Origin of the sequence: Micromonospora sp. NPDC093277, assembly GCF_044765245.1 — a bacterium.
Taxonomy (GTDB): Bacteria; Actinomycetota; Actinomycetes; order Mycobacteriales; family Micromonosporaceae; genus Micromonospora.
Genome location: NZ_JBIWJO010000002.1, coordinates 405,256 through 428,240 on the forward strand (window position 1 = coordinate 405,256; position 22,985 = coordinate 428,240).

The following is a 22,985-nucleotide window of genomic DNA, read 5'->3' on the forward strand; positions in this document are numbered from 1 at the left end:
AAGGGCACCTTGTCAACATTCTTCTGTTGACAAGGTGCCCTTCCTTTTCAGACCGGCGGGTCGCCGAGCAGCGCCGCGAGCAGCTCCAGGTCCGCCCCGGTCAGGCTCTCCAACTGGTGTACGCCGTCGGTCGGCGGCAGCGGCACCTCGGCCGGTACGGCCAGCACGGCCGCCCCGGCCGCCAGGGCACTGGCCACCCCGGTCGGCGAGTCCTCAATCGCCACGCACCGCTCGATCGGCACGTCGAGCAGCCGGGCAGCGGTCAGGTACGGCTCCGGGTGCGGCTTGGCCGCGTCCACCTCGTCCCCGCACACCACCGCGTCGAAGCTGTCCCGACCGAGGGTGTCGAGGGCGACCTCGACCAGCGGCCGACCGCTCGAGGTGACCAGGGCGGTCGGAATGCCGGCCGCGCGGACCGCCCGCAGCAGGGTCAACGCGCCCGGCCGCCAACGCAGCCCGGTACGGAACAGCTCCAGGATCCGCGCACTGATCCACTCGGCGCTGGCCTGCGGATCCCGTTCCGGTTGGCCGAGATCGTCGTGCAGGATCCGCATCGAGGCGGCCATGCTGGTACCGATGACCGCCTTGCGGGCGGCCTCCGACAGGTCGCCGCCGTAGACCGCGGCCAGTTCCTGCAACGCCACGTCCCACAGCTTCTCGCTGTCGACCAGGGTGCCGTCCATGTCGAAGAGCACGGCGGCGGGATGCTTGCTGATCAGCGGGGCCTCCTTCACGCGCTGGGCGTACCCACCGATCCTTTCAGCCGGGCCGGGACCGGCGCCCGGCCCACCCGGCTCGGGTGACCTACGGCATCGGCCCAACCCGCAGGCGTCCAGCGGTCGGACCGGGCGCGGCCCCTCCCGGAACTCGTCCAGTCCACCATCGGCAGGCCGCCGAGCCGCCCCGGTCGCGAGGTCACCAGTTGCCGAGCTGGTCCCGGTGGACCGTGTGGTCCTGGGCGGCGTGCCGCTGCCCCTCGTACCGCTGGTGGCGCGCCTCGGCGTCGTGGGAAGCCGTCCGGTCCTCGTCCCCGACGGACCGCGACCGGTCCCGCCAGGACACGAACCCGAACGCCGCCACGGCCACGGCGACCCCCGCCACCACCACCAGAATCGTCGTCATGCCGCCCACGATAGGACCGTGGCGCACCCGCCGGCCGCGACCACGGCGCTCGGACCGCCGGCCTCCCTAGGCTGGTGTCCGGGGCGGCCGCCCGGCTCCGACGTCCCGGATGAGCGGCGCGACCGGCGCCGGCCGAGAGGAGAGACCGTGAAATATCTGATCATGCTCTACGGCAGCCAGCAGGACTACGACGCCATCGCCGGCCAGCCGGGCGGACGGCCACCGATGAGCCCCGAGCAGATCGCGGCGATGCACGCGCACATGGAATTGGTCCACCAGGAGCTGGCCGAGTCCGGTGAGCTGGTGGACGCGCAGGGCCTGGCCGCCCCGGTACACGCCCGCCGGGTCCGCCGGCGCGGCGGCGCGCCCGTGGTCACCGACGGTCCGTACGCCGAGACGCAGGAGGTGCTCGCCGGCTACACCATGATCGAGTGCGCCAGCTTCGACCGGGCCACCGAGATCGCCGCCCGGTTCGTCAACCCGGACAGCGAGGGCGAGTACGTCGACGTGCGCCCGGTCCTGGGCGGCTTCGAGGAACTCCAGGACTGACCGGTGGCCGACGGCGTCGAGGACCTGCTACGCGCTCTGGCGCCGCAGGTCCTCGGCGCGCTCGTGCGCCGGTACGGGCACTTCGACACCGCCGAGGACGCCACCCAGGAGGCGCTGCTCGCCGCCGCCCGCGGATGGCCCGACACCGGGCTACCCGACGATCCGAAGGCGTGGCTGATCACCGTGGCGTCGCGCCGGTTGACCGACCTGCTCCGTGCCGAACAGGCCCGGCGGCGCCGGGAGGACGCCGTCGCCCGCCAACTCCCGCCGGACCGGTGGCTGGCTCCGCCGGCCGACCACGGGCCGGACGACGCCGACGACACGCTCATCCTGCTGTTCCTCTGCTGCCACCCGTCGCTGCCCCCGGCCGGGCAGATCGCGCTCACCCTGCGCGCGATCGGCGGGCTGAGCACCGCCGAGGTGGCCCGGGCGTTCCTGGTGCCCGAGGCCACCATGACCCGGCGGATCACCCGGGCCAAGCAGCGCATCCGCGACAGCGGACTGCCGTTCGCCCTGCCCGCCGGCGCGGACCGGGCCGCCCGGATCGACGCCGTGCTGCACATCCTGTACCTGGTCTTCAACGAGGGGTACGCGAGCACGGCCGGCGAGCGACTGCACCGCACCGACCTGCGCGCCGAGGCGATCCGGCTGGCCCGGCTGCTGCACCGGCTCACCGACGACCCGGAGGCGACCGGGCTGCTGGCGTTGATGCTGCTCACCGACGCGCGTACCCCGGCCCGAACCGGACCGGACGGATCCCTGGTGCCAATGGCCGAACAGGACCGGCGTCGCTGGCGGGGTGAGCAGATCGCCGAGGGAATCCGGCTCGTCGACGCCGCCCTGGCCCGGGGCGCGGTGGGCCCGTACCAACTCCAGGCGGCCATCGCCGCCCTGCACGACGAGGCGCCCAGCGTCGAGGCCACCGACTGGCCGCAGATCGTCGCCCTGTACGAGATGCTGCTGGCCGACTCCGACAACCCGGTGGTACGCCTCAACCACGCGGTGGCGGTGGCCATGGCCCGCGGTCCCCGGGCTGGACTGCGACTGCTCGACGCGCTCGGCGCCGACCGCCGGGTCGCCGAGGACCCCCGCCGGTACGCCGCCCGCGCGCACCTGCTGGAACTCGCCGGCGAGGTCGAGGCGGCGCGGCAGGCGTACCTGGCGGCGGCCCGCCGGTCGAAGAACCTGGCCCAGCAGCGCTACCTGCACGCCCGCGCCGCCCGGCTGGGCTGACGGTGAGCGTGCGCCGGCCCGGAAGGCGGCTCTCCCTCAGCGGCACAACGATCGCCGCGAATACGCCTCCCCAGAGGGATGGCGGGATTCCCGCCAACCATGGGCGCGGCCCGAACTCAGTCGAGGCCGCGCATGATGTGCGGCTCCTCGTCGTCCTCGCCGAAACAGCGGTGCAGCACCTGTGCCTGGGCCCACAGGTCGAGGCTGCTCGGCGGTTCCTCGGGAGGGTCGGCCGGCACGCCGACGATCGTGGGCGTAGCCCGCCGCGCGTTGACTGGCGTGTCGTCGGCCATCGTCGTCCCCTTCCCTCATCACCTTAACCTCGCCGGCGCCTCTCGACGCCCGCATTCTCCGCGCTGTTCAGGTCGGCCCACACCCCGCAATTACCCCCGGCCGGCCGCCCGACACCAGGACAGCGGACCCGCCACGCACGCCACCGTGGGCGCTGGAGGCAACCGGAGGTGCGGTCGACGCGGAACCGCCCCCGACCCTGACGGCTACGGCCGCAGCGTCGCCGAACAGCTCTTTCCCGACCTGTTGCCCTACCGGACCGGCTCGCCGGCGAACTACCGCTTCGCCCTCCGCAATGGGCCGAACCTGGTCGACAACGTCCCCGAGGTCATGTTCTCCCTCGTGCTCAACACCGGGATCACACCCGAGGTCACCAAGAACGCCCGCGCCGACACCTTCCCGTACGTCGTACCGGCCTGACCGCCCTGGTGATGTGCGGGTCGTAGCCCACACCGCACGGTCATGGCGGACGTTACACCGCGACGGAAGCCGTCCCAGTTCGCGCCGTTCACGGCTTGCCCCCGCTTATTTGGCGTTGTATTTATCAAAGGCGAGGGCATAGTCGATCAACACGGACAAGATGCCGCCTGAGCTGCCAGTTCATTGGTGGTCGATGGTCAACGTTCGTTGCTCTTGGTCCACCTCTGACGGCCTGGATACGGCCTGATCTTGGGGCTTCCCTCGGTGGTACGCCAGGACGCCCGATCGTCACCCAGGGGTCTCCGCGGCGGCGGCTACCTGCTGGATACTGCCTTGATGCCCCAGAAGACAGAGTCCTTCCCCTCGCGGCATTTCTCGCAGAGCAATCCTGAAGGGCCGGGCCAGGACGACGTTCCGGCCCTACTGCGTCGGGTCGCCGACTCGATCGAGGCACTCGGACAGGTGTGGATCCAAGACCTGGTCCTGCACAACGAGGTCACGGCCGATGGGGACAGATACTCAGTCACGGTCTACTTCCGCGAGGAGTTCGAGTAGCGCAGCTTGCCCCACGACCCGGCTGCTCACCACGACCCCTCGCTTGTAAGTTTTGGGCGGGTCGTCGTCCAGCGTCGTCCGTCCTCGTTGGCGACCTCGGACGAGTGCCCGCAGCTGTCCTCTAGCGAGCGTCCTGTGCGTGCACGTTGTAGTCGGTCAGTCGGGCATCTCCGTCTTAAAAGGCGGGCGCTCGGAGCACACCAACCCGAGAACAACCCTTCCCGGCGCAGCAACGCACCCTTGGCACCCGGCTCCGTCGCCGCGTCGTACTCGGCCACCATCGCCAGCTTGTACTCATCGGTGAACGTGCGACGCTTCGGCTGGTTCGACCTCGGGCCCATCGACCCGTCATCGGTCACTCCGGCCCCGAGGTCAGCAACTGTCATCGTCAACGTGGATCTTCCTGCATCTCGCCCTACTCAGATCGGGTAGTAGATCAGGTGTCTCACCTCAGCCTGACAGAGAGGGACCGCGCGACTTGCGGCATGTGCGTGCGTAGAGCGCTAATCGATCCGGGTGGCACAGCTGCCAAGCTGTACCTCCTGCAACTTGGCTCCCGTGACTGAGACACGAACCCCGTCGTCGCGTTCACGGAGCTCGCAGTCGCAGCGCGCGGGTCGTGCGCGTGGTCGTCGCAGGAGCGCGTGGCACCGGCAGGCAGGACCCGTTTCCCAGGATCTCGGACATGGTGGCCTCTGCGGCTTGCCCGTGCGGGCCAGGTGGCCGATACGGTTGCCGCGATTGGATCTGCCGGCGTTGGCCTAGCGCCCCGGAACCCGGGCCACACGGGGCGCCACCTGACGGCCCCGGTCACGGCATGGCGGTTAGCTCCGAGAACACAGGGGGTTGCAACGTGTCTGCATCAGTGCTCGACATGTCCATGTCACTCGATGGGTTCATCGCCGATCCCGAGGACTTTCTCGGCGGCGTCGATGGCGAGCGGCTGCACAAGTGGGCCGACGCGAAGTCCGGTCCGGTGGAGCAATTCGGGGAGGAATGGAAGGCGGCCGGGGCGGTGCTCGCCGGACGGCGCACCGCTGAGCTCATGGATCACTGGGGCGGTTCGCACAACGGCTTGCCGATCTTCGTACCCAGCCACCGGCCACCCGGCCCGGCCGCTCGCTGGAACTATCCGCTGGTGACGTACGTGCTCGACGGGATCGAAAGCGCGATGGCGCAGGCGAAGGCCGCCGCAGGAGACGGGGACGTCCAGGTACGCGGTGGTTACGTTGCGCAGCGCGCACTGGAGGCCGGGGTGCTGGACGAGGTACAGATCCACCTGATCCCCGTGCTCCTCGGCCGCGGACGGCGGCTGTTCGACGTCCTGCCGTCGGAGATCGAGCTGGAGGTCGTCAGGGTGATCGACACGCCGGAAGCCACCCATATCCGCTACCGCGTCCGTCGCTGACGGGTCAACTATGCGGATCGCATCTTCATACGACACCTGATCCATCCGATCAAGCACGAGCGGAAGTCGGCACCCAGTGCCACCATCACCCTCGGTGACGAGCGCTTCGCGGCAGACCCGGATGCCCTCGATTCATTGACTGATCACCGATGGGAGGATCGGCGGCGTGATCGAACTTCCTGAGGGATCTTGGTGGGATTGGGACGTGCTGCACTTCGACGGCTCCCAGCTTCGGTTGGCCGCGGGGCACGACCTGACCTACCACCACGGTCTCGAGGTGGTATTCACCGACGTCGAATACCTGGCCTGCCCGACCCAGTTCCGGGATCCTCGGTTCCGGGAACCCACCATCGACGAGCGCGCACTGGTGCTGCGGCACGTCGGTGAAGAACCAGCAGTGACCGTTGCCTTCGACGTCGACGCACCGGCCGGGGGTGATCTTCTTCCCTGTCTCGTCGCAGCAGGGTCGGTTGAGGTGGTACCCGGCCTGGTCTACCGCTACTGGCGTGACAACCCCGCTGTTGGAGAACGACTGGCTCCGCACGTGCGGCCGCCAGAGCAATCGTAAGGTCTGCACCTCGCCAAAGCCGCGGCTACTACTGACGGCGACGCCCACCGCAGCGGAGAGCGCGCACGATCGGCGGCAGAAGCGGATGTTGTCTCTCGACAGGTTCAGGCCGCTACGCTGCGAGCCGTGACACGAAGGGTGTACCGGGTCTGGTTCCAGACGATCGTGCTAACCGCGGCGATGGCAGTTTTCCTGCTGATCTCCGTATCGATGTTCACGGTGGGCGACGAGTGGTCCAGGAGCGATCCCTTCAGCCTCGTCCTGTACTCGGTCATCGGCGTCGGCAGCCTGTTCGGCATCTGGCTTGCGCTTCGAATGGGGGTTGTCGTTGACGAGCGCGGAATCCGCATTCGCAACTTCGGCCGGGGCAGGTTCATCCGGTGGCAGGATGTGGCTGCCCTGTCTTGCGAGGTGTACGACGTCAGGCTCGGGTTCCCGCTGTACGCCCCGGTCGTGCGGATGGCCGTGCCATCTGAACCCTCCGACGCAGCGTCCGTACCGCTGGCGGCGTTGGGGTCCTACCGGTCGAGGGTTGCGCAGCGGCGCACCGGGGCGCTGGCGGCGCTCGTACCCCCGCAGCGAACCGCGCCTGTAGCTGAGGCGCAGAACCGTCACGCGGACGACAAATAAGGCCGGCCGCACTGACCGATTGCTGTAACCGGGGACCGCGTGTCCTTGATGCGCTCAATTCGGCATGAGCGGACGTGTCACAACACCGATCATGGCCAGTCCGTGCCGGCCCTTGGATCGGTCAGCCGAAGTGATCATGTAAAGCATCAGCGAGGCCATGGTGTCAACCATCATGCGAGACCAGGCATCGCAGGTAGCCGGCCGCTACTTGCGCTCAAAACCGGCCGAACTCGGCGTAACGTGGCTGTCCCTTTGCGAGGGCGTGGAGCGCGGACCCGACTCGACGTGCCATCGACGGACGCAGGTGCGGTACTGCTCGTAGGGAAGGAAGCGGAGACCGGTCAGTTCGTCGTCGGTTGGCTTGAGGGCCTCGGCCTGGTCGTCGTCGAGCTGTCCACCGTCGAAGATGAACATCAACCCGTCGGGCCAGGCGATCGAAGTTCAACCCTGGCGTCTGGAAGCCCGCGATCCGCGCCGCGGGCATCCCCGACGACCGGCGCAACGGGATGCACGTCCTGCGGCACACCTACGCCTCGGTCCTGCTGGACGCCGGGGAGAGCATCAAGGCGCTGTCGGCCTACCTCGGCCACGCAGACCCCGGATTCACCTTGCGGACCTACGCGCACCTCCTGCTTAACAGCGAGGACCGCACCCGCCGGGCCATCGACGAGGCGCTCGGCGGCATCCGGGTCGCCGATGACGGCCCGGATGCCGGTGACGGCCTGGAGACGGCATGATCATGGTTCGCGACCCTCAGAGGGGGTTGAAGTGCAGGTCAGAGCACTTGCCCGGGTTATTTGGCGTTGTAGTAGCTCGCCTCCGGGTGGTGCACCACGATCGCGTCCGTGGCCTGCTCCGGCATGAGCTGGAACTCCTCCGACAGCTGGACGCCGATCCGCTCCGCACCCAGCAGGTCCACGATCTTCGCCCGGTCCTCCAGGTCGGGGCAGGCCGGGTAGCCGAACGCGTACCGGCAGCCGCGGTAGTCGGTGCGCAGCAGGCCGGCCACGTCCGCCGGGTCGTCGTCGGCGACGGTACGCCCGCCGGGCAGGGTCAGCTCGGACCGGATCCGCCGGTGCCAGTACTCGGCGAGGGCCTCGGTGAGCTGCACGGACAGGCCGTGCACCTCCAGGTAGTCGCGGTACTCGTTGCCGGCGAACATCTTCGCCGTGTACTCGCTGATCGGCTGCCCGACGGTGACCAACTGCATCGCCACCACGTCAAGCTCGTCGCCCCGGGACCGGAAGAAGTCGGCCAGGCAGAGCCGCCGCTCCTGCCGCTGCCGCGGGAACGAGAACCGGGCCCGCTCGCTGTGCCCGTTCTCGTCCAGCACCACCAGGTCGTTGCCCTCGGCGTACGCCGGAAAGTAGCCATATACCACGGCCGCCTCAAGGACCTGGTCGGCGATGAGCCGGTCGAGCCAGTAGCGCAGCCGCGGCCGGCCCTCGGTCTCCACCAGTTCCTCGTACGACGGGCCCTTGCCGCCACGGGCGCCGCGCAGCCCCCACTGGCCGAGGAAGGTGGCCCGCTCGTCGAGCAGCGCCGCGTAGTCGGCCAGCGGCACCCCCTTGACCACCCGGGTGCCGAAGAACGGCGGGGCGGGCACGTCCACGTCGGTGGCCACGTCGGAGCGGACCGAGGCGTCGTCCAGCTCGGGCAACGCCTCGCGCACCAGGGCCCGCTGCCGCTCCCGCCGCTCGCGACGGGCCGCCAGGGCCGCCTCCCGCTCCGGGTCGACCACCGGTGCGCCGCCACGCTTGGCGGCCATCACCCGGTCCATCAGGGACAGCCCCTCGAAGGCGTCCCGGGCGTAGTGCACCTGCCCGGGGAACATCGACCGCAGGTCGTCCTCGACGTACGCCCGGGTGAGCGCCGCCCCGCCGAGCAGCACCGGCCAGCGCTCGGCAACCCCGCGCGCGGCCATCTCGGCGAGGTTCTCCTTCATGACGACCGTGCTCTTGACCAGCAGCCCGGACATGCCGATCGCGTCGGCCCGATGCTGCTCGGCCGCATCGAGGATCGCGTTGATCGGCTGCTTGATGCCGATGTTGACGACCTCGTAGCCGTTGTTGGACAGGATGATGTCGACCAGGTTCTTGCCGATGTCGTGCACGTCGCCCTTGACGGTAGCGAGTACGATGCGTCCCTTGCCGGCGTCGTCGTCGGCCTTCTCCATGTGCGGCTCCAGGTAGGCCACCGCGGTCTTCATCACCTCGGCGGACTGGAGCACGAACGGCAGCTGCATCTGGCCGGAGCCGAACAGCTCGCCGACCACCTTCATCCCGTCGAGCAGCAGGTCGTTGATGATGGACAGCGGCGAGCGGCCCTCGGCCATCGCGGTGTCCAGGTCGGCCTCCAGGCCGTTGCGCTCGCCGTCGACGATCCGCCGCTTGAGCCGCTCGTCCAGCGGAAGCGCGGCCAGTTCCTCGGCCCGGGTGGCGCGTGCCGACGCCGCGTCGACGCCCTCGAAGATCTCGATGAACCGTTGCACCGGGTCGTAGCCCTCGCGGCGACGGTCGTAGACCAGGTCGAGGGCGGCCTCGCGCTGCTCGTCGGGCATCCTCGACATCGGCAGGATCTTGCTGGCGTGCACGATCGCCGAGCTCAGCCCGGCCTGGGCGCACTCGTGCAGGAAGACCGAGTTGAGCACCTGCCGGGCGGCCGGATTCAGTCCGAAGGAGACGTTGGAGACGCCCAGGGTGAAGTTGACCCCCGGGTAGCGGGAGGCGATCTCCCGGATCGCCTCGATGGTCTCGATGCCGTCGCGGCGGGTCTCCTCCTGACCCGTGGCGATCGGGAAGGTCAGCGCGTCGATGAGGATGTCCTCCCGGCGCAGCCCCCACCGGCCCGTCAGGTCCTCGATCAGCCGGACCGCGACGCGTACCTTCCAGTCGCGGGTGCGAGCCTGGCCCTCCTCGTCGATGAGCAGGGCGACCACGGCGGCGCCGTGCTCCTTCACGACCGGCATGACGCGCGCGTAGCGGGAGTCCGGGCCGTCGCCGTCCTCGAAGTTCACCGAGTTGACCACGCAGCGCCCGCCGAGCATCTCCAACCCGGCCTCGATCACCGCCGGCTCGGTGGAGTCCAACATGATCGGCAGGGTGGACGCGGTGGCGAACCGGCCGGCCAGCTCCCGCATGTCCTGCGTGCCGTCCCGGCCGACGTAGTCGACGCAGAGGTCCAGCAGGTGCGAGCCGTCCCGGGCCTGGCCGCGGGCGATCTCCACACAGGCCTGCCAGTCACCGGCGAGCATCGCCTCCCGGAACGCCTTGGAACCGTTCGCGTTGGACCGCTCCCCCACCATCAGGACGCTGGCCTCCTGGGCGAACGGCACGTGATGGTAGATCGACGAGACGCCGGCCTCCATCCGCGGCTCCCGGGCCACCGGCCGCGCCCCGCGCAGCCGCTCGACCAGCACCCGGATGTGTTCCGGTGTGCTGCCGCAGCACCCACCCACCAGGGAGACGCCGTAGTCGGTGACGAACTGCTCCAGGGCGTCGGCCATCTCGACCGGCGTCAACGGGAAGTACGCCCCCTCGGCGGTCAGCACGGGCAGCCCGGCGTTGGGCATCACCGAGATCGGGATTCGCGAGTGCCGGGACAGGTAGCGCAGGTGCTCGCCCATCTCCGCCGGGCCGGTCGAGCAGTTGAGCCCGATCAGGTCCACCCCGAGCGGCTCGATCGCGGTCAGCGCCGCCCCGATCTCGCTGCCCAGCAGCATGGTGCCGGTGGTCTCGACGGCGACGTGGCAGATGATCGGCACCTGCCGCCCGAGTTCGGCCATCGCCCGCTTCGACCCGATCACCGCGGCCTTGACCTGGAGCAGGTCCTGGCAGGTCTCGACGATCAGCGCGTCCGAGCCGCCCTCGATCAGGCCGACGGCGTTCTGCTGGTACGCGTCGCGCAGCGTGGCGTACGCGGCGTGGCCGAGGGTGGGCAGCTTGGTGCCGGGACCGATCGAGCCGAGCACGTAGCGGGGCTGCTCCGGCGTCGCGTACGCGTCGGCGGCCTCCCGGGCCAGCCGCGCCCCCGCCTCGGACAGCTCCCGGATCCGCCCGGCGATGCCGTACTCGGCGAGGTTCGGCAGGTTGGCGCCGAAGGTGTTGGTCTCGACGCAGTCCGCGCCCGCCGCCAGGTACGCCTCGTGCACGCCGCGCACGACGTCCGGCCGGGTCAGGTTGAGGATCTCGTTGCAGCCCTCAAGGTTGTCGAAGTCGTCCAGCGTCAGGTCGGCCGCGTGGAGCATCGTGCCCATCGCCCCGTCGGCGATGAGGATCCGATCTGACAGCGCATCGAGCAACGAAGTCCGCACAGGGCCAGGTTAGTGCGGCGGCACGACGCCCGGATACCGCAACGACGCCTTCCCACATAGTGTGAGCGGGAGCACGCCCGTACCGGTTCGTCCGGTTCGGCCGGGTGGTCCGTCGCCCCGACCGGCGCGGCCGACGGGCCGCGTCCCACGCCGGCACGTAGGCTGACGGGCGTGAAGGACATCAGGGACGCGACCTGCACGGCGGGCGGATGTTCGGGCAGCGGCCCGGCGGCGCTCCCGACGAACGGGGCGGGGGTGACGGCGTGACCGAGTTCGACGGACTGCCGGTGCTGCGCTCCCCGGTCGCCATCGCGGCCTTCGAGGGTTGGAACGACGCCGCGGACGCCTCCACCGCGGCGGTGGAGCACCTGGAGCAGGTCTGGGAGGCCCGGCAGGTGGCCGAGCTGGACCCGGAGGACTTCTACGACTTCCAGGTGAGCCGGCCGACGATCACCATGGCCGACGGCGAGACCCGCCGGGTGGAGTGGCCGACCACCCGTTTCATGGTGGCCAGCCCGGCGGGCACCGAGCGGGACGTCGTACTGATCCGCGGCATCGAACCGAGCATGCGCTGGCGCACCTTCTGCGAGCAGGTGCTGGAGATCTGCCACAGCCTGGAGGTCGAGCGGGTGGTGCTGCTCGGCGCGCTGCTGGCCGACGTGCCGTACACCCGGCCGCTGCCGATCAGCGGCAGCGCCTCGGACGTGGACGCCGCCAAGCGCTATCAGCTCACCCCCACCCGCTATGACGGGCCGACCGGCATTGTCGGGGTGCTGCACGACGCCTGCACCCGGGCCGAGGTCGACGCGGTGTCGTTCTGGGTGCACGTGCCGCACTACGCCAACAACCCGCCCTGCCCCAAGGCCACCCTGGCGCTGCTGCACCGGGTCGAGGAGGTGCTCGACCTGCCGGTGCCGATGGCCGACCTGGCCGAGGAGGCCGCCGAGTGGGAGCGGCGGGTGCGCAGCGCCGCCGAGCAGGACGCCGAGCTGGGCGAGTACGTCCGCGAGCTGGAGGAACGGGTCGGCGACGCCGGCATCACCCCGCTGACCGGGGACGAGATCGCCCAAGAGTTCGAGAAGTACCTGCGCCGCCGCGGCGGTTCCGCCGGTCCGACCGCCGGCTCCTGGTAGACCGCCGGGGAAACCGGGCTCCGTTCGGGCCCGGTTTCTTCGTGTCCGGGGTGGCGGGGTCACCGCCGCTACGGCATCCTAGGAACCTAGCTGTTGTGAACGGAGGCGGGCATGCAGATCAATCCGGGGGCGGCGGAGTTCCCGCATCGGCAGATCGCCGCGCAGCTCAAGGCCCAGGTCCGCCGCGGCGACTGGGGACCGGGCGAACGACTCCCGTCCATCCCGGCCATCGCCGAGATGTTCGGCGTCGCGAAGCAGACCGTGCAACGCGCCGTCGACCAGCTGCGGGTCGAGGGCATCCTGATCACCAAGCCCGGCTCCGGTACGTACGTCCGGGGCACCCGGCGCCGGCTCAACCGGCTCTCCCGCGGCCGGTACGGCGGCTTCCGCGGCTACCACACCGACCTGGCCGCCCGGTACCGGCAGCAGCTCGTCTCCGTCGGCCGCGCCCCCGCCCCGCCCGAGGTGGCCGACGCGTTCGGCGTACCCGACGGCACCGACCTGCTCTGCCGGCGACACCTGGTCCGCACCGACGAATCACCGGTCGAGGTGGGCGTCTCCTGGTTCCTGCCCGGCGACACGGCCGGCACCTCGCTGGAGCGGGCCGAGGCGTTCGGCCGGCCGCTCTACCAGGAGGCCGAGGAGGCCACCGGCCGCCGGTACGTCACCGCGACCGACACGATCAGCGCGCGCCAGCCCAGCCGGGAGGAGGCCGAGATCCTCCAGATCCGGCCGGACACCCCGGTACTGCACCTGCTGCACGTCGCGTACGACGAGCGGCGCAAGCCGATCGAGGTCGCCCAGGCCACCTGGCCCGGCCCGATGACCACCCTCACCGAGGAGTACAAGATCCCGGCCCCGACCCCCGATCCGGACCCGGACCCCGGCCTCGTCCTCGGCTGACCGCGACCGCCGGGCGCACGCTCGAACCTGGCAATGGCGCCCTCATCGCCTCGGCGATGCCACCACCGCCCTGATCGAGCGCGATCAGGCGGCGGGACGGCGCGATCCCGCATCGGGGCGGCGTGACCCGGAACGGATCGAGCGTGATCTCGCGGCGGGACGGCGCAATCCGGTGTCGGACGGACAGGCGTCAGAGGCGGATGCCCAGGAGGGCGTCGACGGTGGCCGCGAAGAGGCTCGGAGCGTCCGCATCGTCGGCGACACCGCTCAGGGCCTGCTCGGCCCAGGCATCCGCCACCGCCAGGGCACCCGGGGTGTCGAGGTCGTCGGCGAGGCGGGCGCGTACCCCGGCCAGCAGTTCGGCCCCGGACGGCCCGGACGGCGCGGCGGCGGCCTGCCGCCAGCGCGCCAGCCGCTGCTGCGCCGCAGTAAGCAGCTCGTCGGTCCAGGAGCGGTCGGTGCGGTAGTGCCCGCTCATCAGGGCCAGCCGGACCGCCATCGGATCCACCCGGTCGGCGCGCAGCCGGGAGACGAAGACCAGGTTGCCCTTGGACTTCGACATCTTCTCGCCGTCCAGCCCGATCATGCCGGCGTGTACGTAGTGGTCGGCGAAGGGCGCCACGCCGGTCAGCCGCTCGGCGTGCGCCGCCGAGCACTCGTGGTGCGGAAAGAGCAGGTCGTTGCCGCCGCCCTGCACGCCGATCCGGTCGCCGAGCAGGTTCAGGGCGATCACGGTGCACTCGATGTGCCAGCCGGGCCGGCCGGCGCCCAGGTCACCGCCCGGCCACGACGGCTCGCCCGGCCGGGCGCCCCGCCACAGCAGCGGGTCGAGCGGATCGCGCTTGCCGGCCCGGTCCGGGTCACCACCGCGCTCCGGGAAGATCTCCAGCATCTGCTGGCGGGACAGGTTGGACTCGTAGCCGAACTGCGGCGCTGCGGTGATGTCGAAGTAGACGTCGCCGGTGCCGTCGTCGAGCCGGTACGCCGCGCCGTCCTTGAGCAGCACGAGGACCTTCTCGGCGATGTCCGGGATCGACTCGATCGCGCCGACGTAGTGCGCCGGCGGGATCATCCGCAGCGCCTCCATGTCCTCGCGGAACAGGGCGGTCTCCCGCATGGCCAGGACCTTCCAGTCCTCGCCGTCACGCTCGGCCCGCTCCAACAGCGGGTCGTCGATGTCGGTGACGTTCTGCACGTACCGCACGGTCAGGCCGGCGTCCCGCCACATCCGCTGCACCAGATCAAAGGTGATCATGGTGGCAGCGTGCCCGAGGTGGGTCGCGTCGTACGGGGTGATGCCGCAGACGTACATCGAGGCGATGCCGTCGGGCTGGCTGGGGTGGGCACCTTGCCGCGCCGAGTCGTACAACCTCAGTGGCTGGCCGCTGCCCGGCAGCCGTGGCACCTCGTGTCCCGCCCAAGACTCCATGACCGCCAGCCTAACGATCCGTCACGGGCCCGGGTGCCGGGCCTGGAGTGATCAACGCGACAGCGGCTCACATGGGCGGCCAGGGCATCGCCGGCCAGTCCTGCGGGGGCAGCGGGAACCGGCCGGTCTCCCGCAGCCGGTCCACCCGAGCCGCCAGCTCGGCGACCTCACCGACGGTGAGCTGCTCGGACAGCTCGTCGCCGAGCCGGCCGGTGAGCTGCCCGGCCAGCCCGTCCAGGATGTCCACCGCGTCCGGCGGGAGCTGCCGCCCGGCCCAGCCCCACAGCACCGTCCGCAGCTTGTCCTCGACGTGGAAGCAGACGCCGTGGTCCACCCCGTAGATCCGGTCGTCCGGTCCCACGATCACGTGGCCGCCCTTGCGGTCGGCGTTGTTGATCACCGCGTCGAGGACGGCCAGCCGGGCCAGGCGCGGGTCGTCGGCATGGGCGAGGGCATACGCGGCACCGTCGTCGTCGCGGGCCGCGGCCACCGGGACCCAGCGCGGCGGCACCGCCGCGGCCGGCACGAACCCGACCAGCGGCTCGACATCCTCCGGCTCGTCGATCCAGAGCTGGCAGGAACCGGACCCGAACGGCCCGTCCCGCAGCACGGTCGGCGGCACCAGGTCCCACCCGGTGGCCCGGGACACGAGGTAGGCCGCGACCTCCCGGCCGGCGAGCGTGCCGTCCGGAAAGTCCCAGAGCGGACGCTCGCCCCGGACCGGCTTGTAGACGCAGCGGGCGGTCAGCCCGTCGAGGGTGAGGATCCCGCGCAGGGTGGTGTTGGAGGCGTCGACCAGCCGCCCCTCCAGGGCGAGCTCACCGTCGGTGAGCAGCCGCAGCGTGGCGGCACCGTCCTGTCGGGGCTGCAGTTCGGACGAGGTCACCGGTGATAACCGTTGTGCCGTGGGCAGAGATGGCCGGCCGGGTCCAGCGGCTGGCCGCAGAGTGGGCACGGCGGGCGTCCGGCGTTGACCACGCGGCGGGCCCGCTCGATGAACGCGCGGGTCGCTTCGGGAGTCAACCGCACCCGGAGCCGGTCCAGGTCGTCGTCCGGCTCGTCCGGGTCCTCGTCCTCGTCGTCGTCCGCCTCGCCCAGCGCGACCGCGACCTCCGTCTCACCGACGGCGATCGCCTCGATCACCACCGTCGCGGAGTCCACGTCGAAGGCCAGGCCCAGCGTGCCGACCCGGAACTCCTCGTCGACCGGGGTGTCCAGCGGGTCGTTGTCGCCGGTGGTGGTGGCGGCGGGCGCCTCGGGCAGCTGAACGCCGAACCGGCGCTGCGCCTCGGCGAGCAGCTCCTCCAGCTTCTCGGCGAGCAGGGACACCTGGACCTTCTCCAGCGCGACGCTGACCAGCCGGCCACCGCCGCGCGCCTGGAGGAAGAACGTGCGCTCCCCCGGCGGACCGACGGTTCCGGCGACGAACCGCTCCGGCGGCTCGAAGGCGTGCACCTGGTGGGTCATACCCACGACCCTATCCGGACGCCGGAAGCGCCGCGCAGCGCACCGACGTGAATCCGCCCAGGGCGAAACGCCGGGCCCCACATGGGCCTTCCCGGGCGTGGCGGGCAGCCACACCCCAGTTCGCGACTTCGGGGACCGACCGGCCCGCCCCCACGCTCACCCGGCCGCCCCCGCGCCGCCGCCCACGGCCGCGTCCGAGTCCGTCGTACGCGCGGCCCGCCGGCGCCGCTTGCGCGGCGGCACCAGACCCGCGAGGTCACCGCCGGTATCGTTGAGCCGGACCAGGAACGGCCGCAACGGCGTGTAACGGATCGCCGTCACCGACGCCGGGTCCGCGACGATCCGCTGGAAAAGATCCAGGTGTACGCCGAGCGCGTCCGCCACGATCGCCTTGATCACATCGCCGTGACTGCACGCCAGCCAGACCGCCTCCGGTCCGTCCTCGGCGGTGACCCGGGCGTCCCAGGAGCGCACCGCCGCGACCGCCCGCGCCGACATCGCCGCCATCGCCTCCCCTTCCGGGAAGACGGCCGCGCTGGGATGCTGCTGCACGACCGGCCAGAGCGGCTCCTTGGCCAGCTTCTTCAGCGGCTGCCCCTCCCAGCTGCCGTACCCGCACTCGATCAGCCCCTCCTCCACCGCCGGCTCGACCCCGGGCAGGGCCAGCTGGAGCGTCTGCCGACAGCGGATCAGCGGGCTGGTGACCACCGCTGCCAGGGGCAACCCCGTCAGCCGTGCGCCGACGGCCGTGGCCTGGGCGCGGCCGGTCTCGTCCAACTCGACCGGCTGCCGCCCGGCCAGGCCGCCGTCGGCGTTCGCGGTGGTCCGGCCGTGTCGCAGAAGCAGAAGGGTCGCCACCCTGCCCACCCTAGGGCCGTACGACGCCGGGTGTGTCACGCCGTGCCCGTAGGCGGGTTTCCTCGGTGCGCCGGTGGCGGCGACCGGGTAGGCGGTGATCGACTCCGTGTGCGGGATGCGGCGGTCTCGGGCGGGTTGTTGTCGGATGCCGCAACCTCCGAGTCGGTCCGCCCGGACCGGACCCCGATCGACTCCATGGGCGGGATGTGGTGGTCACGGGCGGGTTGTTGTCGGATGCCGCAACCTCCGAGTCGGTCCGCCCGGACCGGACCCTGATCGACTCCATGGACGGGATGTGGTGGTCACGGCGGGCGGTCGTAACCGCCGTTTGCGGGACATGGAGTGGATCACGGGCGTTTCGCACCGTCCGTCCCGGACTTTTGGGGCGGATGTCCGGTTCGCAGGGAGTGGCGGGCATCCTGGGGCCGGAATGGTGGGCGGCCGGGGCTCGTTGAACACGGGTGCACGTCCGAGGAAGGCCCAACCCCGGGGGCCGCCCGCTTCGGCGGGCGCTGTACCCCGGGAATGATGGCGGGCCGCCGGTCGTTGAACACGGGTGCACGGCCGAGGAAGGCCCAACCGCGGGGGCCGCCCGCTTCGGCGGGCGCTGTACCCCGGGAATGATGGCGGGTCGTCGGTGGTTGTGCATGGTCCCGGCGCCGCGAAGAGGCGATCCTCCTTGCCCCGCGAGCCAGCCGGTCGGAAGTCTTTCCCCCTTTGTTTTGGGCGCCTGACGGTGCTTGCGCACGCGTTTGCCGACCCCCCGGTCGGTGTGTGCGCCAACCCCCGAATGGAGCTTTGCCATGAACAAGATGCTGCGTAAGAGCGTTCTGGGTATTGCTGGTCTGGCCTTCACCGGTGGTGTGTTCGCCGGTCCGATCGCCGCGCACGCCGCCGCCCCGGTGCACACCACCCCGGTCGCGGCCGTGCAGGCCGACAAGCCGGCCGTGGACATGGCCAAGCTGATCCCGCACGGTGTGCAGGGCGCCCAGTCGAAGATCGACCTGAACGACGAGCAGACCGGCAACGCGAAGGCGATCATCGCCGCGACGAAGAAGGCCGGCATGCCGGAGCGGGCCGCGGTCATCTCGATCGGCACCAGCCTGCAGGAGTCGAAGCTGGAGAACCTGGGTCACCTCGGCGACGCCAACGACCACGACTCGCTGGGCCTGTTCCAGCAGCGCCCGACCAGTGGTTGGGGCAGCCCGGAGCAGATCACCGACCCCGAGTACTCCACCACCGCGTTCCTGAAGGGCCTCAAGCAGGTCGACGGCTGGCAGGACATGCCGCTGACCAAGGCCGCCCAGACGGTGCAGGTGTCGGCGTACCCGGATGCCTACGCCCAGTGGGAGCAGCAGGCCGCTGATCTGGTCGCCCAGTACTGGAACAGCTGACAACCGAACAAGCACAACGCCGCTGGCCGGCACCCCGAACACAGGGGTGCCGGCCAGTCGCGTCTCCAGATCTTGGACAGTTACCGTCCACCACGACCGGTAACTGTCCAAGATCCGCAAGCCACACCCGCTCGTGCCGGGAGAACACGGTGACGGGCGGGCGGTGAGGGCGCACGACGGGGCTGGGGGCGAGGGTGACCGGCGCAGGGATCAAGCCTGACCGCCCGGAGCCGGGCACCTTCGCCCCCAGCCCCCGACAGCAACAAACCACCCCGAGCCCCCCGAGCAACCAACCCCCGAGCGCAACCAGCCCAGCCAGAGCAACCAGCCCCGACAGCGACCACCACCCCAGAGCGGCCAACCCCCGAGAGCAACCAGCCCCCGGCAGCAACCAGCCACCAAGAGCAACCACCCACCCAGGGCAGCCCAACAGATCAGGTGGCGCTGATCGTTCCCGTGAGGAGCAGGCAGAGGACCAGCGAGCCGAGCGCCACCCGGTACAGGACGAAGACGTACAGGGTGTGGTGGGCGACGTAGCGCAGCAGCCAGGCGATGGCCGCGTAGCCGATGGCGAAGGCGATCACCGTCGCGACGACCATCTGGGCCACGCTCGGTGCCGCGGTCCCCGGTGCGGAGGGCTCGAAGACGTCCGGGAGGCTGAACACCCCGGAGATCACCACCGCCGGGATCGCCAGCAGGAACGAGTACCGGGCCGCCGTCTCCCGGGTCAGGTTGAGCAGCAGGCCGAAGGTGAGCGTGCCGCCGGAGCGGGACACGCCGGGGATGAGTGCCAGCGCCTGGGCGAAGCCCATGACGACGCCGTCGCGCATCCGGAAGTTCTCCAGCGTGCGGGTCTGCCGCCCCCAGTACTCGGCGAAAGCCAGTACCAGCGCGAAGAAGATCAGCGTGAAGGAGATCAGGTACAGGTTCCGGCCGGCGGTACGGATCTGGTCCTTGAACAGCAGCCCGAAGATGCCGATCGGGATGGTGCCGACGATGACGTACCAGCCCATCCGGTAGTCGAGGCTGGACCGGACCGAGCGGTCGGTCAGGCCGACGAACCAGGTCCGGACGATCCGGAAAATGTCCTTGAAGAAGTAGATGAGCACCGCCGCCTCGGTGCCGAGCTGGGTCACCGCGGTGAAAGACGCGCCCGCGTCCCGGTTGAAGAAGAGCGCCGAGGTGATCCGCAGGTGCCCGGAGGAGGAGACGGGCAGGAATTCCGTGAGCCCCTGGACGATGCCCAGGACGATGGCTTCAACCCAGGTCACTCGCCGACTCCCGCCAGTTCCAGGGCCTCGGCGACGGTGCGCAGGGTCTGCACGCCGCTCTCCCGATCCGCGACGAACAGGGTCACCGACAGGGTGGTCACGCCGGCGGCGGCGTACTCCCGCATCCGGTCGGCGATGCGCTCCTTCGGGCCGAGCAGCGAGGTGCGGTCGATGAACTCCATCGGCACCGCGGCGGCGGCGTCGCGCTGCCGCTTGGCCAGGTAGAGGTCCTGCACCTCGCGGGCGGCGTCGCCGTAGCCCATCCGGGTGGCGAGCTGGTTGTAGAAGTTCTGCTGCCGGCTGCCCATGCCGCCGACGTAGAGGGCGGCGTACCAGCGGACCAGCTCGGCGCAGGAGGCGACGTCGTCACCGACCACCACCGGGACCGACGGCACCACGTCGAAGCCGGCCAGCTCCTTGCCGGCCTTGGCGCGGCCGGTGCGGATGGCGGCGAGCTGCTCCTCGGCGAACTCGGGCGCGTAGAAGACGGCGAGCCAGCCGTCGGCGATCTCGCCGGCCAGTTCGAGGTTCTTCGGGCCGACGGCGGCCAGATAGATCGGGATGTGCGCGCGTGGTGGATGGAAGCCCAGCCGCAGGGCCTTTCCTGGGCCGTCGGGCAGCGGCAGCGTGTAGTGCTCGCCGTCGTACGCGAGCTCCTTGCGGGCGACCGCCAGCTTGACGATGTCGACGTACTCGCGGGTGCGGGCCAACGGCTTGGCGAAGCGGACGCCGTGCCAGCCCTCGGAGACCTGCGGGCCGGAGACGCCCAGGCCGAGCCGGAACCGGCCGCCGGAGAGCGCGTCGATGGTGGCCGCGGTCATCGCGGTCATCGCCGGCGTACGGGCCGGGATCTGCATCACCGCGCTGCCCACGTCGATCCGCTCGGTCTGCCCGGCGATCCACGACAGCATGCTCGGGGAGTCGGAGCCGTACGCTTCCGCCGCCCACACCACCGAGTAGCCGAGCCGGTCCGCCTCCTGGGCCAGGGCCAGATGATCGGCCGGCGTGCTCCACGCCGTCTGGTATCCGAGGCTGAGCCCGAGTCGCACTGGTCCTCCCACCGTCCGCACCACAGGTCGCCTCAGGTTACGCAATGCGGGTGGCCGAACCGATCACCGGCTCACCCCCGAACGCGTCACCACCGCCGCCGGTCGGTGGAGCAGGAACTTGACTCCGGGCGAGGATATCCGTGACGCGAGGTTCGAAATAAGGTTCACCCATGCAACAGCGACCGCTCGGCCGAAGCGGGCTGGCGGTTTCGCGGCTCGCGCTCGGCACCATGACCTGGGGACGTGACACCGACGCCGACGACGCGGCCGCCCAGCTGAAAAGCTACCTGGACGCGGGCGGCAACCTTGTCGACACCGCCGACGTGTACGCCGACGGCGACGCCGAGTCGGTGATCGGCTCGCTGCTGGGCACCCTGGTCCCCCGGGACGATCTGCTCATCGCGACCAAGGCGGGGCTGCGGCCGGGCAGCGGTCGCCGCCGGGACGGCTCGCGGGGGCACCTGCTGCGGACCCTCGAGGCGTCGCTGCGCCGGCTCGGCACCGACCACGTCGACCTCTGGCAGGTGCACGGATACGACCCGGACACCCCGCTCGACGAGACCCTGACCGCACTGGACCACGCGGTGGCCAGCGGCAAGGCCCGGTATGTCGGGGTGTCCAACTTCTCGGGCTGGCAGACCGCCCGGGCCGCCGCCTGGCAGGCCGCCTGGCCGGGGCGCGCCCCGATCGTCGCCGCCCAGGTGGAGTACTCGCTGCTGGAGCGGGGCGTGGAGCGCGAGGTGCTGCCCGCCTGCGAGGCGATGGGGCTGGGCGTCCTGCCCTGGTCTCCGCTGGGCCGGGGCGTCCTCACCGGCAAGTACCGCAACGGCCGCCCGGCCGACTCCCGGGCCGCGTCGCCGCACTTCGAGCGCTTCGTCACGCCCTACCTGGAGCCCCGCTGCTCCAGCATCGTGGAGGCGGTCGCCACCGCCGCCGGCGGCCTCGGCGTGTCACCGCTGGAGGTGGCACTGGCGTGGATCCGGGACCGGCCCGGGGTGACCGCGCCGATCCTCGGCGCCCGTACCGTGGGGCAGCTCCTCGGGGCGCTCCAGGTGGAGCGGATGACCCTGCCCGAGGAGATCGTCACCGCCCTGGACGACGTCTCGGCGGTGCCGATCGGCTACCCCGAACGGGACGGCTGAGCCCGACCCGCCGGCGCCGGGCGGCCGACACGCGAGCCGGGTCACCCGCAGAGGGTGGCGGCCGGCCACCGGGCTGGGCAGCATAGAGGTCATGGACTACGAATACGCGCCGCTGCGGTTGCCCCCAAACGTCGATCGGTTGACCGCCGCGGCGCAGCTCGCGATCCAGGCGGAGTTCTCCGGCTGGGAGTTGGCCCGGGTACGGCTGTACCGGGACGGCACGCGGCAGGTGATGCTGCGCCGCCGCCTGGTCAACCAGCCACAGCCGGGCCTGTCTTACTAGTACGGCGTCCTGGCCGGGCGGGCGGGTCAGCGGCCCGGCATGCGGGCCAGGATCCGCTCGCGCGCGTGCGGGCACTCGTCGAACGGCAGTGGGCACCATCGGGTTGTCCGTGCCGAGCAGCGCTTGGTGGTCGAGCCGTTCTGGATGCCGGGCCGGCGCGGTATGGAGTGAACCGGCGGCCACGTCGGGCCCCGGGACGCGGACCGGTGGGTCGCGTCCCGGGGCTGGTGTCGAAGCCCCTGGCCGGCCCGGACGACGCCCGGCTGGACTCCGCCTCGGCTCGACCGAGGGGCTTGACACAGGCCCTAGTGGGCGTGGTCGTGCTCCTCGTCGAGTTCGAGGAACGGGTGCTCGTCGAGCCGGCCGACGAGGCGGTCGTCGGGGGCCGGCTGGAACGGACCCAGCGGGTCGTCGTCGTCGAACGACTCGAGGTCGACCGGGGTGCCGACCTCGCTGACCATGACCAGGCCGTCGAGCGGCTCCAGCTCGGGCACGTCCAACGCGCTGAGCGAGCCGTCGCCGCTCTGCAGCAGCTCCAGCACGGCCTCGCCGACACCCTCTACCGGGGCCGGCTCGTCCTCCTCCGGGGTGCCCTCGCGGCGGGCCGCCTCGGCCACCCGGATCAGGGCGGAGACGCTCGGTACGCGGTAGTCGCGGCGCTGCCGCACCGAGATGACCCGCGGGTGCGGGTCGGTGGCCTCGATGCCCTCGACAGCGCCGAAGCGCTCGTCGGCCTCGTCCGGGTCGATCGACTCGACGTCCCACGGGGTCACCTCGCCGAACCCGTCGAGCAGCAGCTCGTCGTACGCGAACGAGGCGTTGTTCAAGTTGACGTACGCCTGCCAGACGGCGTCGTCGTCGATCCGGCCCTGGGCGGCACGGACGGCGGCCAGGTGGGCGCGGGCCGCGTCGATCACCCGCTCGAGGGCGGCGTCCAGCTCACCGTGCTGGTCGGTCATGTGAGGCAG

At 71.1% G+C, this 22,985-nt stretch carries 24 protein-coding genes and 1 pseudogene; 13 read left to right on the forward strand and 12 right to left on the reverse strand.

The window, feature by feature from the left end; all coding sequences use genetic code 11:
• Positions 1-47 precede the first annotated feature (47 nt).
• On the reverse strand, positions 48-695 hold the full coding sequence (locus tag ACIRG9_RS06490) for an HAD family hydrolase (RefSeq protein WP_402851886.1): 648 nt from the start codon (positions 693-695) through the stop codon (positions 48-50).
• A 220-nt stretch (positions 696-915) separates the two neighbouring features.
• Complete coding sequence (locus tag ACIRG9_RS06495; RefSeq protein ID WP_402851104.1) at positions 916-1,122, reverse strand: hypothetical protein; 207 nt, start codon at positions 1,120-1,122, stop codon at positions 916-918.
• Between the two features lie 147 nt (positions 1,123-1,269).
• Between ACIRG9_RS06495 and ACIRG9_RS06500 the strand changes: the two genes are divergently transcribed.
• Positions 1,270-1,671: a YciI family protein gene (locus ACIRG9_RS06500; protein WP_402851106.1), complete on the forward strand. Its 402-nt coding sequence runs from the start codon at positions 1,270-1,272 to the stop codon at positions 1,669-1,671.
• Positions 1,672-1,674: 3 nt separating this feature from the next.
• Positions 1,675-2,904: an RNA polymerase sigma factor gene (locus tag ACIRG9_RS06505; RefSeq protein ID WP_402851109.1), complete on the forward strand. Its 1,230-nt coding sequence runs from the start codon at positions 1,675-1,677 to the stop codon at positions 2,902-2,904.
• A gap of 116 nt (positions 2,905-3,020) precedes the next feature.
• On the opposite strand, the gene ACIRG9_RS06510 is transcribed toward ACIRG9_RS06505, so the two are convergent.
• Positions 3,021-3,197 carry a hypothetical protein gene (locus ACIRG9_RS06510; RefSeq protein WP_402851112.1) on the reverse strand — a complete coding sequence of 59 codons (177 nt, stop codon included), beginning with the start codon at positions 3,195-3,197 and terminating at the stop codon, positions 3,021-3,023.
• A 145-nt stretch (positions 3,198-3,342) separates the two neighbouring features.
• Between ACIRG9_RS06510 and ACIRG9_RS06515 the strand changes: the two genes are divergently transcribed.
• The 5 genes from ACIRG9_RS06515 (at position 3,343) to ACIRG9_RS06535 (ending at position 6,776) form a co-directional block, all read left to right on the forward strand.
• The gene (locus ACIRG9_RS06515; protein WP_402851115.1) at positions 3,343-3,615 is read left to right on the forward strand and encodes a hypothetical protein; all 273 of its coding nucleotides are present in this window, start codon (positions 3,343-3,345) and stop codon (positions 3,613-3,615) included.
• A gap of 336 nt (positions 3,616-3,951) precedes the next feature.
• Positions 3,952-4,170 (forward strand): hypothetical protein, encoded by a 219-nt coding sequence (locus tag ACIRG9_RS06520; RefSeq protein WP_402851118.1) that lies wholly within the window; start codon positions 3,952-3,954, stop codon positions 4,168-4,170.
• An 874-nt stretch (positions 4,171-5,044) separates the two neighbouring features.
• Positions 5,045-5,578, forward strand: coding sequence for a dihydrofolate reductase family protein (locus tag ACIRG9_RS06525; protein WP_402851889.1), 534 nt, complete (start codon positions 5,045-5,047; stop codon positions 5,576-5,578).
• Between the two features lie 166 nt (positions 5,579-5,744).
• Positions 5,745-6,146 (forward strand): hypothetical protein, encoded by a 402-nt coding sequence (locus ACIRG9_RS06530; protein ID WP_402851121.1) that lies wholly within the window; start codon positions 5,745-5,747, stop codon positions 6,144-6,146.
• Positions 6,147-6,272: 126 nt separating this feature from the next.
• Complete coding sequence (locus ACIRG9_RS06535) at positions 6,273-6,776, forward strand: PH domain-containing protein (protein ID WP_402851124.1); 504 nt, start codon at positions 6,273-6,275, stop codon at positions 6,774-6,776.
• A gap of 204 nt (positions 6,777-6,980) precedes the next feature.
• On the opposite strand, the gene ACIRG9_RS06540 is transcribed toward ACIRG9_RS06535, so the two are convergent.
• On the reverse strand, positions 6,981-7,190 hold the full coding sequence (locus ACIRG9_RS06540; RefSeq protein WP_402851126.1) for a hypothetical protein: 210 nt from the start codon (positions 7,188-7,190) through the stop codon (positions 6,981-6,983).
• 50 nt (positions 7,191-7,240) lie between these two features.
• Between ACIRG9_RS06540 and ACIRG9_RS06545 the strand changes: the two are divergent.
• A pseudogene (locus ACIRG9_RS06545) lies at positions 7,241-7,513 on the forward strand (tyrosine-type recombinase/integrase); the annotation flags it as partial.
• A 56-nt stretch (positions 7,514-7,569) separates the two neighbouring features.
• On the opposite strand, the gene metH reads toward ACIRG9_RS06545, so the two are convergent.
• Positions 7,570-11,088, reverse strand: coding sequence for a methionine synthase (metH, locus tag ACIRG9_RS06550; protein WP_402851129.1), 3,519 nt, complete (start codon positions 11,086-11,088; stop codon positions 7,570-7,572).
• A gap of 263 nt (positions 11,089-11,351) precedes the next feature.
• Here metH and ACIRG9_RS06555 point away from each other — a divergent pair, with 263 nt between their 5' ends.
• Positions 11,352-12,221 (forward strand): PAC2 family protein, encoded by an 870-nt coding sequence (locus ACIRG9_RS06555; protein ID WP_091118053.1) that lies wholly within the window; start codon positions 11,352-11,354, stop codon positions 12,219-12,221.
• Positions 12,222-12,332: 111 nt separating this feature from the next.
• Positions 12,333-13,124, forward strand: a complete 792-nt coding sequence (locus ACIRG9_RS06560; protein ID WP_402851133.1) for a GntR family transcriptional regulator — start codon at positions 12,333-12,335, stop codon at positions 13,122-13,124.
• A gap of 190 nt (positions 13,125-13,314) precedes the next feature.
• On the opposite strand, the gene mshC is transcribed toward ACIRG9_RS06560, so the two are convergent.
• The 4 genes from mshC to ACIRG9_RS06580 all read right to left on the reverse strand — a co-directional run bounded on the left by mshC (position 13,315) and on the right by ACIRG9_RS06580 (position 16,887).
• A complete protein-coding gene (gene mshC / locus ACIRG9_RS06565) occupies positions 13,315-14,553 on the reverse strand; it encodes a cysteine--1-D-myo-inosityl 2-amino-2-deoxy-alpha-D-glucopyranoside ligase (protein ID WP_402851136.1) in 1,239 nt (412 codons plus the stop codon).
• Between the two features lie 67 nt (positions 14,554-14,620).
• Complete coding sequence (locus ACIRG9_RS06570; protein ID WP_402851138.1) at positions 14,621-15,439, reverse strand: SCO1664 family protein; 819 nt, start codon at positions 15,437-15,439, stop codon at positions 14,621-14,623.
• Entirely contained in the window at positions 15,436-16,020 is a 585-nt protein-coding gene (locus ACIRG9_RS06575) for a DUF3090 domain-containing protein (RefSeq protein WP_402851140.1), read from the reverse strand. Before ACIRG9_RS06575 ends, ACIRG9_RS06570 begins: the two co-directional genes overlap by 4 nt.
• A gap of 156 nt (positions 16,021-16,176) precedes the next feature.
• Complete coding sequence (locus ACIRG9_RS06580) at positions 16,177-16,887, reverse strand: histidine phosphatase family protein (RefSeq protein WP_402851143.1); 711 nt, start codon at positions 16,885-16,887, stop codon at positions 16,177-16,179.
• A gap of 794 nt (positions 16,888-17,681) precedes the next feature.
• Between ACIRG9_RS06580 and ACIRG9_RS06585 the strand changes: the two genes are divergently transcribed.
• Entirely contained in the window at positions 17,682-18,272 is a 591-nt protein-coding gene (locus ACIRG9_RS06585) for a hypothetical protein (protein WP_402851146.1), read from the forward strand.
• 434 nt (positions 18,273-18,706) lie between these two features.
• Here the strand turns inward: ACIRG9_RS06585 and ACIRG9_RS06590 are convergent, their stop codons facing one another.
• Both ACIRG9_RS06590 and ACIRG9_RS06595 read right to left on the reverse strand, forming a co-directional pair.
• Positions 18,707-19,543, reverse strand: a complete 837-nt coding sequence (locus tag ACIRG9_RS06590; protein ID WP_402851149.1) for an undecaprenyl-diphosphate phosphatase — start codon at positions 19,541-19,543, stop codon at positions 18,707-18,709.
• Positions 19,540-20,592 carry an LLM class F420-dependent oxidoreductase gene (locus ACIRG9_RS06595; RefSeq protein WP_402851152.1) on the reverse strand — a complete coding sequence of 351 codons (1,053 nt, stop codon included), beginning with the start codon at positions 20,590-20,592 and terminating at the stop codon, positions 19,540-19,542. Before ACIRG9_RS06595 ends, ACIRG9_RS06590 begins: the two co-directional genes overlap by 4 nt.
• Before the next feature lie 170 nt (positions 20,593-20,762).
• On the opposite strand from ACIRG9_RS06595, the gene ACIRG9_RS06600 reads away from it, so the two are divergent.
• Positions 20,763-21,734: an aldo/keto reductase gene (locus ACIRG9_RS06600; RefSeq protein WP_402851155.1), complete on the forward strand. Its 972-nt coding sequence runs from the start codon at positions 20,763-20,765 to the stop codon at positions 21,732-21,734.
• 91 nt (positions 21,735-21,825) lie between these two features.
• Positions 21,826-22,017 (forward strand): DUF5703 family protein, encoded by a 192-nt coding sequence (locus tag ACIRG9_RS06605; RefSeq protein WP_402851157.1) that lies wholly within the window; start codon positions 21,826-21,828, stop codon positions 22,015-22,017.
• Positions 22,018-22,322: 305 nt separating this feature from the next.
• Here ACIRG9_RS06605 and ACIRG9_RS06610 read toward each other — a convergent pair whose 3' ends face one another.
• Positions 22,323-22,976 carry a hypothetical protein gene (locus tag ACIRG9_RS06610; protein WP_402851160.1) on the reverse strand — a complete coding sequence of 218 codons (654 nt, stop codon included), beginning with the start codon at positions 22,974-22,976 and terminating at the stop codon, positions 22,323-22,325.
• Positions 22,977-22,985 lie beyond the last annotated feature (9 nt).

Coding starts and splice junctions, on each gene's coding strand:
- ACIRG9_RS06600 (WP_402851155.1), top strand. CDS start 20,763: ATGCAACAGCGACCGCTCGGCCGAAGCGGGCTGGCGGTTTCGCGGCTC.
- ACIRG9_RS06510 (WP_402851112.1), bottom strand. CDS start 3,197: ATGGCCGACGACACGCCAGTCAACGCGCGGCGGGCTACGCCCACGATC.
- ACIRG9_RS06540 (WP_402851126.1), bottom strand. CDS start 7,190: ATGTTCATCTTCGACGGTGGACAGCTCGACGACGACCAGGCCGAGGCC.
- mshC (WP_402851136.1), bottom strand. CDS start 14,553: ATGGAGTCTTGGGCGGGACACGAGGTGCCACGGCTGCCGGGCAGCGGC.
- ACIRG9_RS06585 (WP_402851146.1), top strand. CDS start 17,682: ATGAACAAGATGCTGCGTAAGAGCGTTCTGGGTATTGCTGGTCTGGCC.
- ACIRG9_RS06525 (WP_402851889.1), top strand. CDS start 5,045: ATGTCCATGTCACTCGATGGGTTCATCGCCGATCCCGAGGACTTTCTC.
- ACIRG9_RS06520 (WP_402851118.1), top strand. CDS start 3,952: ATGCCCCAGAAGACAGAGTCCTTCCCCTCGCGGCATTTCTCGCAGAGC.
- ACIRG9_RS06575 (WP_402851140.1), bottom strand. CDS start 16,020: ATGACCCACCAGGTGCACGCCTTCGAGCCGCCGGAGCGGTTCGTCGCC.
- ACIRG9_RS06495 (WP_402851104.1), bottom strand. CDS start 1,122: ATGACGACGATTCTGGTGGTGGTGGCGGGGGTCGCCGTGGCCGTGGCG.
- ACIRG9_RS06560 (WP_402851133.1), top strand. CDS start 12,333: ATGCAGATCAATCCGGGGGCGGCGGAGTTCCCGCATCGGCAGATCGCC.
- ACIRG9_RS06610 (WP_402851160.1), bottom strand. CDS start 22,976: ATGACCGACCAGCACGGTGAGCTGGACGCCGCCCTCGAGCGGGTGATC.
- ACIRG9_RS06605 (WP_402851157.1), top strand. CDS start 21,826: ATGGACTACGAATACGCGCCGCTGCGGTTGCCCCCAAACGTCGATCGG.